We start from the raw sequence: 8,953 nt of genomic DNA, 5'->3' as shown, positions 1-8,953 counted from the left end.
TTTCGGTGGCCATTGCGCAAGGGAAACGCCCGGTCCCATTCCGAACCCGGAAGCTAAGCCTTGCAGCGCCGATGGTACTGCACTCGCGAGGGTGTGGGAGAGTAGGACACCGCCGAACACACCCCCCGAAAAGGGGTGAACCAAGGGGCCCTGACACGATGTGTCAGGGCCCCTTACTCATCCCCACCCACGCCCCTTGGCTGATGGTGGCTCAGTGGCGTGCTGTCTTGAGCCGGACCTGCAGGCGCTCGAGAGGTTCCGTCCGTGGCCTGGTTGCTGTGATTCTTTGCCTTGTGAGTGAGACAACGGCAGACTTGTCCGGTGATCGATAAGAACCGTGACAAGGGCCCCCGCGGGCGTGGTGGCCAGGATCGTCCGCAGGGAGTGCCGCGAGGGAGCGGCTCGGATCGGGGCAGGTCCTTCGGTGATCGGCCTCAGGGCAGCGGCCAAGGCTTCCGTCGGGACGGGGATCGTCCGTCCGGTGAGCGTGGCGGGTTCCGTAACAACGATGACCGTCGGGGTGGGTTCCGCTCGGGTGAGGATCGTCCGCGTCGTGAGGGTGATCGGCCGGCTTTCCGTCGGGACGGGGATCGTCCGTCCGGTGAGCGTGGCGGGTTCCGTAACAACGACGATCGCCGGGGTGGGTTCCGCTCGGGTGAGGATCGTCCGCGTCGTGAGGGTGATCGGCCGGCTTTCCGTCGGGACGGGGATCGTCCGTCCGGTGAGCGTGGCGGGTTCCGTAACAACGATGACCGTCGGGGTGGGTTCCGCTCGGGTGAGGATCGTCCGCGTCGTGAGGGTGATCGGCCGGCTTTCCGTCGGGACGGGGATCGTCCGTCCGGTGAGCGTGGCGGGTTCCGTAACAACGACGATCGCCGGGGTGGGTTCCGCTCGGGTGAGGATCGTCCGCGTCGTGAGGGTGATCGGCCGGCTTTCCGTCGGGACGGGGATCGTCCGACCGGTGAGCGTGGTGGGTTCCGGCGGGATGATCGTCCGTCCGGTGAGCGTGGTGGGTTCCGGCGGGATGATCGTCCGTCCGGTGAGCGTGGTGGGTTCCGTGGCAGCGATGACCGTCGCGGTGGGTTCCGCTCGGGTGAGGATCGTCCGCGTCGTGAGGGTGACCGTGCCGGTTTCCGCCGGGATGACCGTCCCGCCGCGGCAAGTGGGCGTCGCCCTGACCGCGATGGGGGGCGTCCCGAGGCGCGGAGCGAGCGTCCACGCTGGGAGAACCGGCGGGACGACGCCAAGCCGTGGCAACGAGACGATCGTCCGCGCCGGGACGACCGTGGCGACACACGCGGTCCGCGTGAGGAACGGCGGCCGCGCAACGACCGGCTCGAGGACGAGGAGCGTGAGCCGTTCGTGCCGCGTCCGGGCCTCGCGCGCAAGGATGACGAGCCTGACACGCCCCAGGACATGGATCTGCGTGAACTGCCCCGCGCGGTGCGGGCGGAGCTTCGTGGCCTGACTCCCGAACTCGCGCAGGTCGTCGGGTCGCACCTGTTGATGGCCGGCCAGCTGATCGACACGGACCCCGCGTTGGCGTACCGGCACGCCGAGGCGGCACGCCGCCGTGCCGCGCGTCTGGCCGTGACCCGTGAGGCGACGGGGGAGGCGGCGTACGCCGCGGGGGAGTACCAGGTGGCGTTGCACGAGTTCCGCGCGCTGCGCCGCATGAATGGGGGAACGGAATTTCTGGCCGCCATGGCGGATTGCGAGCGCGCGCTTGGCCATCCCGAGAAGGCCCTCAAGCTCGTGCGTGAAGGCATCGACGCGCAGCCCGACTTCAACCAGCGGGTCGAACTTCGCCTGGTCGAGGCCGGCTCCCGCGTCGACCTCGGTCAGAAGCCCGAGGCCCTGCGCCTCCTCAAGCAGGAGATCGAGGCGTCCGCCGGGCGTGGTTCGCGCGGTGCCCGTGCCCGCCTGCGCTACGGCTATGCGGATCTGCTCGAGCAGACCGGCGACACAGAAACCGCCGAGAAGTGGTTCAGCGCGGCGGCTGCCCTCGACACGGACGGCGAGACAGATGCCGACGACCGCGTCGCTGCGCTCCAGGGGCTGGTGCTCGAGGTCGACGAGGCGGCGCTGGTGGGCGAGTTGGAGCCGGCCGAAGCTGCTCCCGAGACGGGTGCCGAGGACCAGTCGGATGAGGATGAAGCTGACGCTGGGGCCGACGACACGTTCGACGAGGACGAGCCCGAAGACGAGGACGTGCCCGAAGACGAGGACGAGCCCGAAGACGAGGACGAGCCCGAAGACGAGGACGACGACGACCACGAGGACGACGACGACCACGAGGACGAGCGCCCGTGAGCGCGTTCATCGACCACTACGACGCGGTCTTCTTCGACCTCGACGGGGTCCTGTACCTGGGCCCCCTCGCAGTGGAGGGCGCGGTTGAGGGCGTCCGCCGCCTGCACGAGGCGGGGGTGAGGACGGTCTACGTCACGAACAACGCCGCGCGGAGCACGGCCAAGGTGGCCGCCCACCTCAGCGACCTGGGCTTCAACGTCCAGGAGGACGAGGTCGTCTCCAGTGCGCAGGCTGCGTCGGGTTTGCTCCGCCGGGAGTTGCCCGCCGGTTCCAAGGTGTTGGTGGCAGGCACTCCCAACCTCGTCGAGCAGGTGAGGCTGGCCGGCATGGTTCCGGTCACGGAGTTCGCCGACGAGCCGGTCGCGGTCATCCAGGGATACGACCCGGCGATGACGTGGCCGCGCCTCGACCAGGCGGCGATCGCCGTCCAGCGCGGAGCGCGTTGGTTCGCCACCAACACCGACTCAACCCGTCCGACCGAGCACGGCCTGGTGCCGGGGGCCGGCGCGGCGGTCCGGGCCGTCGGCAACACCGTCGACCGCATGCCGGAGGTCATCGGCAAGCCCCACCGTCCACTCATGGACGAGGCGCTGGCCCGCTCGGGCGCACGGCGTCCGGTCTTCGTGGGCGACCGCATCGACACCGACATCATGGGTGCCGTCGGCGTGGGCATGGACTCCCTGATGGTGTTCACTGGGGCGCACGGCGTCCGGGACCTTTGTGCGGCCGGCGAGGACGGACGACCCACGGCCATCGGCTGGAGTGTCGAGTCCCTGTTCGAACCCCGCCGCGTCGCCGTGGTGGACGCCCACGGCGCGACCTGCCGTGGCGTCCGGGTGACTGCGCGTGATGGCGTGGCAGCCGTCGAGGGCGAGATCAGCACGCGCGAGTCCCAACTGGACGCTGCGTGGGCACTCGCCCAACTGTTCTGGACCGGCCGCGTGTCCACCGCGGACGAGGTCTTCGCTCAACTCGACCTCCTGCGCTAAGCTTCCTGTTGAACACCGTTCAAGAGGAGATGAACACATGAATCAGCGCGGTCAGTCCACGACCACCGACCTGGCGCTGGTCGCCGTCTTCGCAGGAGTCATCTCAGCGGCGACGCTCGCGCCCGCGATCCCCATCGGCTCGGTCGGCGTCCCCATCACACTGCAGACCTTGGCGGTGGCCCTCACGGCCATGATCCTCGGGCCGTGGCGTGGGTTCGCGGCCGCCGCCCTCTACGTCATCGTGGGCCTCGCCGGACTGCCGGTCTTCGCCGGCGGGGCGTCCGGACTGGGCGTCCTGGCCAAGCCGTCAGCCGGCTACCTGCTCGCGTTCCCGCTTGCGGCGCTGCTGATCGGCCACCTCTCGCGCGTCGTGCTCAAGCGCACGGAGGGTCGCAACGGGCTGCGCTGGTTCCTGTTGTTGCTGGCGGGCCTGGCCGGGTCCTTCGTCTTCGTCCACCCCATGGGCATCGCGGGCATCGCGCTCAACGCCGGGATCCCGGTCGAGAAGGCGTTCCTGGCCGACCTCGTGTACTGGCCGGGCGACGTCCTCAAGAACATGGTGGCGGCCTTCGTCGCCCTGGCGGTGCACCGGGCGTTCCCCAGCCTGCTCGTCCACCCGTCCGTCGAGCGCGACCAGGCCCAGGAGTCCGTCCGGGTCCGATGATCGTCCTGGATTCGGTTTCGGTCCGCGTCCCGGTGCCCTTGGGTCCGGGACGGGGCTGGGGCACCCGGACGTTGTTGGACGACCTCACCCTGGCCCTGCCGGAGCGGCGCGTCGCCTTCGTGGGAGCGAACGGTTCGGGAAAGTCGACGCTGTTGCGCCTGTTCAACGGCCTCGTCCAGGCGTCCGCGGGCCGCGTCACCGTCGAGGGACTCGACCCGGCGCACGACGGCAGGGCGGTCCGGCGCCGCGTGGGCTTCGTCTTCACCGATCCGCTCAGCCAGCTCGTCATGCCCACTCCGCTGGAGGACGTCGAACTGAGCCTCCGGCGCACCGTCGCGGACCGCACGAAGCGACGGGACGCCGCCCGCGCCCTCCTGGACGCCCGAGGCCTGGGCCACGTCGCCGAGCAGAGCATCTACGACCTCTCCGGAGGCGAGCGGCAGATGGTCGCCTTGGCGGCGGTGCTGGCCGTCGAGCCGGCCATCCTCGTCGCGGACGAACCCACCACACTGCTGGACCTGCGCAACCGCCTCGCGCTCCGCCGGGCCTTCGCCGAGCTCGACCAGCAGGTGATCGTCGCGACCCACGACCTCGACCTCGCCCGGGACGCCGAGCGCGTCCTCGTCGTGGACGACGGGCGCATCGTCGCGGACGGGTCCCCGGCCGAGACCATCGGCCACTACGAGAAGATGATGGCGTGAACGCCGCCCGCGCCCTGCTCGGGATCCATGTTCCCGGCACCACCGCGTGGCACAGGATGGGCGTCGGCTGGAAGTACGTCGTGTTCCTCGCCCTGACCATCCCCGCCGTGTTCGGGACCCCCGGGGTGGTGGTCGGAGTACTCGCCCTGACGCTGGTGCTGGTCGCGTCCACGCGGGCACCCCTGCGCCTCGCGTGGGGGATGCCGCCGGCGCTGGTGATCCTGTTCGCGTGCGTGGCCTGCTTCCACGTGGCCTTCGGCGAGCCCGTCATGGCGATCAAGGTGGTGGGGACCACGCTCGCGGCCCTGTACGCGAGCCGCATCATCCTCATCACGACGCCGATGCCGGCCCTGATCGATGCCCTCGTCGCGGTCGTCAAGCCGTTGGAGCCGTTGGGCGCCAACGCGGAACGGTTCGGGCTCGCTGTCGCCGTGCTGGTGCGCTCCATCCCGTACGTCGTCGCGTCGTTCGGTGAGGTCCGCGACGCCGCGCGCGCCCGCGGCCTCGACCGCAACCCGATCGCGTCGGTCACCCCCGTCGTGGTGCAGGCCGTCGCCTACGCCCGGACGACCGGCGACGCGCTCATGGCTCGCGGGCTCGGCGACGACGACACCCACTAGGGTGTTCGGGTGAGCGACACCCAGTCCGAAGGCGCCCGCCCGACAGGGCAGGACGAGCCTGTCGCGGCACTGCCGGTCACCGGCCACGCCGCCATCGACGCGGCTCTCGCGGAGTTCCACCTCGGCGAGGACGTCCACACCCACCACGACGAGATCGCAGCTGTCCTCGAGGTCGTGCAGCAGGCGCTGAACCGCGCCCCGCAGCCCCCGCTGCCGCGCGGTTCATGAGCCCCGACCGACTCGACGCCGCCCTGGTCGCACGCGGGTTGGCGCGCTCCCGGGGGCAGGCGTCCGACCTCATCGCGGCCGGACGCGTCACGGTCAACGGCCGGGTCGCGCGCAAGGCGTCCGCCCCCCTGGCCGAGACCGACACCATCACGGCCGAGGTCGACCCCTGGGTCTCCCGGGCCGCCCACAAGCTCCTCGGCGCCCTTGACTCCTCGGCGACCGCCGTGGCGGGCGTCCGCGCCCTCGACGCGGGAGCGTCCACCGGAGGCTTCACCCAGGTGCTGCTCGCCCGGGGGGCCGCCCACGTCACGGCCGTGGACGTGGGGCACGGCCAACTGGCCGAGCCCGTGGCGTCCGACCCCCGGGTCACCTCCCACGAGGGCCTCAACCTCCGGGACCTCACCGCCGCCCACGTCGCGGAGCCCGTCGACCTGGTGGTGGCGGACGTCTCGTTCATCTCCCTCACCCTGCTGGTCGCCCCGCTCCGCTCGGTCGCCCGTGAGGGGGCCGTGGCGCTCCTCATGGTCAAGCCCCAGTTCGAACTCGGACGCGCTGCGCTGGACTCCCGCGGGGTCGTCGCCGACCGTGCGCGCATCCCGGAGGCCGCCGACCTCGTCGCCGCCGCGGCCGAGGCCGCGGGGTGGCGGGAGGTCTGGCGCGGGGTGAGTCCGCTGCCGGGCGAAGCGGGCAACCAGGAGGTCTTCCTGAAGCTGGTCGCGGTCCCGAGGGCTGTCGGCCGCGACGGCTAGGCTGACGGGCGTGACGCAACGACACATCGCGCTGGGGATCCACCACCAGCGGCCAGAGGCGGTGGTGGCGGCCTGCGACTTCATCACCAGGCTGACCGACCACGGCATCGTGTGCTGGGTGCGCGCCAGCGCGTACGAGGCGATGATGGACCACCGGCAACTGGACATGGTCCGCGTGTTCGACGAGAAGCCCGATGTCGACGTCGAACTGGTCGTGGTCTTCGGCGGCGACGGCACGATCCTGCGCGCGGCGGAGTGGGCCGTGCCGCTCGGTTACCCCGTGCTCGGGGTCAACTTGGGCCACGTCGGGTTCCTGGCCGAGTTGGAGCCCAGCGAGGCGCACACGCTGCTGGACCGGGTCGTCAACAAGGACTATCGGGTCGAGGAACGGCTCTGCCTCGAGGTCGAGCTGCGCGACCAGCCCGGCGGCGACGTCATTTGGTCGAGCTTCGCGATCAACGAGGTCTCGCTGGAGAAGGCGTCCCGCGAGCGCATGATCGAGGTGCTGGTGGACATCGACGGACATCCCCTGTCGCGCTGGGGGACCGACGGCGTCCTCGTCTCCACCCCCACCGGGTCGACCGCCTACGCGTTCTCGGCCCAGGGTCCCGTGCTGTGGCCCGACCTCGACGCGCTTCTCGTCGTCCCGTTGTTGGCGCATGCGCTCTTCGCGAGGCCGCTGGTGCTGAGCCCGACGTCCACGGTCGTGGTCCGCATGCTGGAGAACCCGATCAGCGGCGGAGTCCTGTGGTGCGACGGACGCCGCAGCACCGACGTGGCGCCCTTCAACGAGGTGACCGTCCGTCGCGGCCCCTACAAGCTGCGCCTCGCGCGCACGTCGGAACAACCCTTCGTGCACCGGCTCGTGAAGAAGTTCGACCTGCCGATCCACGGGTGGCGCGGCCAAGCCGAGCGTGACGCGGAGTCCCGCAAGGCCGGTCGTGAGGTCAAGGATGCTCACTGAACTCCGCATCGCCCGGCTCGGCGTGATCGACGACGCAACGCTCGAGCTGGGCCCCGGGTTCACCGCGGTCACGGGCGAGACCGGTGCTGGCAAGACGATGGTCGTCTCCGGGCTGGGTTTGTTGACCGGTGGCAAGGCCGAGAGCCGCCTGATCCGCCACGGTGCCGATCGCGCCCTGGTGGAGGGCCGCCTCCTCATCGATCCCGAGTTGGCCGCCGCCGTCGACGACGCGGGTGGGCAGGTCGAGGACGGCGAGGTCCTCCTGTCCCGCGTGCTGATGCGGTCGCGGTCCCGCGCCCTGGTGGGCGGTGCGCAGGTGACCGCCCCCGGGTTGGCGGACGCCGTGGGGGAGCGCATCACCATCCACGGGCAGAGCGAGCAGATCCGGCTCGGGTCGACCGAGCGCCAGCGCGAGGTGCTGGACGCGTTCGGCGGGGCTGCCCTGGCGGCCGACCTCGCCGACTACCGGACGCGCTGGGCGCAGCAACGAGCGTGGTCGACCGAGCTGGCCGAGCTGACCTCCCAGGCGCAGGCCAGAGCTCGTGAGCTGGCGTTGTTGGAGTTCGGACTCGGTGAGGTCGAGAAGGTGGACCCGCAACCGGGTGAGGACGAGGCCCTGGTCGCGGAACAACGCCGCCTGCAGTCGGTCGACGACCTCCGGCTGGCCGCCCGCACCGCCATCGTCGCCCTCGCCGGCGACGACGACGCCAACACCGACGACCCGAGCGCGCTCAGCCTGGTCGGCATGGCCCGCAAGGCCCTGGCCGGCATCGCCGGCGAGGACCCGGCGGCGGCGGACCTGTCCCGTCGCGTCGACGAGGTGTCCTTCCTGCTCGCGGACGCCGCGGGTGACCTGGCCTCCTACCTCGCTGGCCTGGACGCCGACCCGGCGCGCCTGGAGTGGATCGGCGCACGGCTCTCCGACCTCCAGGGGCTCACCCGCAAGTACGGAACGACCATCGACGAGGTGCTCGCCTGGTCCCAGCGGGCCGCCGTCGAGGTCGACCGCCTCACCGGCTCGGACGAGCGGATCGGCGAGCTCCAGGGCCTGATCACCTCAGGCAGGGGCGAGCTCGAGGCGCTGGCGACCCGCATCAGCGCGGCCCGCTCCGCGGCGGCGTCCGAGCTGGCGGGCCTGGTCGAGGCCGAGTTGGCCGCACTGGCCATGCCACGTGCCCGGCTCACCTTCGACGTCACCCCGCTCGGCGAACTCGGCCCCCACGGTGCGGATGCCGTCGCCCTGCTGTTCTCCGCCAACCCGGGCTCCGAGCCGGCGCCGCTGGCGAAGGTGGCCTCGGGGGGAGAGCTGTCCCGCGTCCGCCTGGCCCTCGAGGTCGTCCTGGCGGCGGGGGCTGAGGGGCACACCTTCGTTTTCGACGAGGTGGACGCCGGCGTCGGCGGTTCGGTGGCCCTCGAGATCGGGCGACGCCTGGCTCGCCTGGCCGAGCACGCCCAGGTCATCGTCGTGACCCACCTCGCCCAGGTGGCGGCGTTCGCCGATCGGCACTACGTCGTCCACAAGGCCGATGACGGTCAGGTGACGACGTCCGGCGTCCGCGAGGTGGCTGCGGAGGAGCGCGTCGACGAACTCGCCCGCATGATGGCGGGCTTGGAGGGCACGGACGCCGCACGCGCCCACGCCACCGAACTGTTGGCCGAGGCGTCGCGGGTCTGACGGAGGTCGGGTCCCGGCTGGACCCCACCCCGACTTGACCGAGGGTGCAC

Annotated in this window: 10 protein-coding genes and 1 rRNA gene; all 11 read left to right on the top strand. The window is 71.3% G+C overall.

Annotated features, from left to right (window positions below; translation table 11 throughout):
* The first annotated feature begins 1 nt into the window (after position 1).
* A 5S ribosomal RNA gene (gene rrf / locus AC5YDV_RS15335) occupies positions 2-118 on the top strand.
* 219 nt (positions 119-337) lie between these two features.
* Positions 338-1,468, top strand: coding sequence for a hypothetical protein (locus AC5YDV_RS15330; RefSeq protein ID WP_496192519.1), 1,131 nt, complete (start codon positions 338-340; stop codon positions 1,466-1,468).
* Positions 1,417-2,313, top strand: coding sequence for a tetratricopeptide repeat protein (locus AC5YDV_RS15325; RefSeq protein WP_496184341.1), 897 nt, complete (start codon positions 1,417-1,419; stop codon positions 2,311-2,313). Before AC5YDV_RS15330 ends, AC5YDV_RS15325 begins: the two co-directional genes overlap by 52 nt.
* Positions 2,310-3,302 carry an HAD-IIA family hydrolase gene (locus AC5YDV_RS15320; RefSeq protein ID WP_496184340.1) on the top strand — a complete coding sequence of 331 codons (993 nt, stop codon included), beginning with the start codon at positions 2,310-2,312 and terminating at the stop codon, positions 3,300-3,302. The genes AC5YDV_RS15325 and AC5YDV_RS15320 overlap by 4 nt, the downstream gene beginning before the upstream one ends.
* Before the next feature lie 37 nt (positions 3,303-3,339).
* Positions 3,340-3,966 carry a biotin transporter BioY gene (locus AC5YDV_RS15315; protein ID WP_496184339.1) on the top strand — a complete coding sequence of 209 codons (627 nt, stop codon included), beginning with the start codon at positions 3,340-3,342 and terminating at the stop codon, positions 3,964-3,966.
* Positions 3,963-4,667: an energy-coupling factor ABC transporter ATP-binding protein gene (locus AC5YDV_RS15310; RefSeq protein ID WP_496184338.1), complete on the top strand. Its 705-nt coding sequence runs from the start codon at positions 3,963-3,965 to the stop codon at positions 4,665-4,667. Before AC5YDV_RS15315 ends, AC5YDV_RS15310 begins: the two co-directional genes overlap by 4 nt.
* Complete coding sequence (locus AC5YDV_RS15305) at positions 4,664-5,287, top strand: CbiQ family ECF transporter T component (RefSeq protein ID WP_496184337.1); 624 nt, start codon at positions 4,664-4,666, stop codon at positions 5,285-5,287. The genes AC5YDV_RS15310 and AC5YDV_RS15305 overlap by 4 nt, the downstream gene beginning before the upstream one ends.
* Before the next feature lie 9 nt (positions 5,288-5,296).
* Positions 5,297-5,515, top strand: a complete 219-nt coding sequence (locus AC5YDV_RS15300) for a hypothetical protein (protein WP_496184336.1) — start codon at positions 5,297-5,299, stop codon at positions 5,513-5,515.
* Complete coding sequence (locus tag AC5YDV_RS15295) at positions 5,512-6,264, top strand: TlyA family RNA methyltransferase (protein ID WP_496184335.1); 753 nt, start codon at positions 5,512-5,514, stop codon at positions 6,262-6,264. Before AC5YDV_RS15300 ends, AC5YDV_RS15295 begins: the two co-directional genes overlap by 4 nt.
* 10 nt (positions 6,265-6,274) lie before the next feature.
* A complete protein-coding gene (locus AC5YDV_RS15290; RefSeq protein ID WP_496184334.1) occupies positions 6,275-7,228 on the top strand; it encodes an NAD kinase in 954 nt (317 codons plus the stop codon).
* On the top strand, positions 7,218-8,903 hold the full coding sequence (recN, locus tag AC5YDV_RS15285) for a DNA repair protein RecN (RefSeq protein WP_496184333.1): 1,686 nt from the start codon (positions 7,218-7,220) through the stop codon (positions 8,901-8,903). Before AC5YDV_RS15290 ends, recN begins: the two co-directional genes overlap by 11 nt.
* The last annotated feature ends 50 nt before the right edge of the window (positions 8,904-8,953 follow it).

The sequence above is a fragment of the Propioniciclava sp. LT432 genome (genome assembly GCF_059515965.1).
The sequence above is the reverse complement of the archived record's forward strand: the minus strand, read 5'-3'. Positions and strand labels throughout refer to the sequence as shown.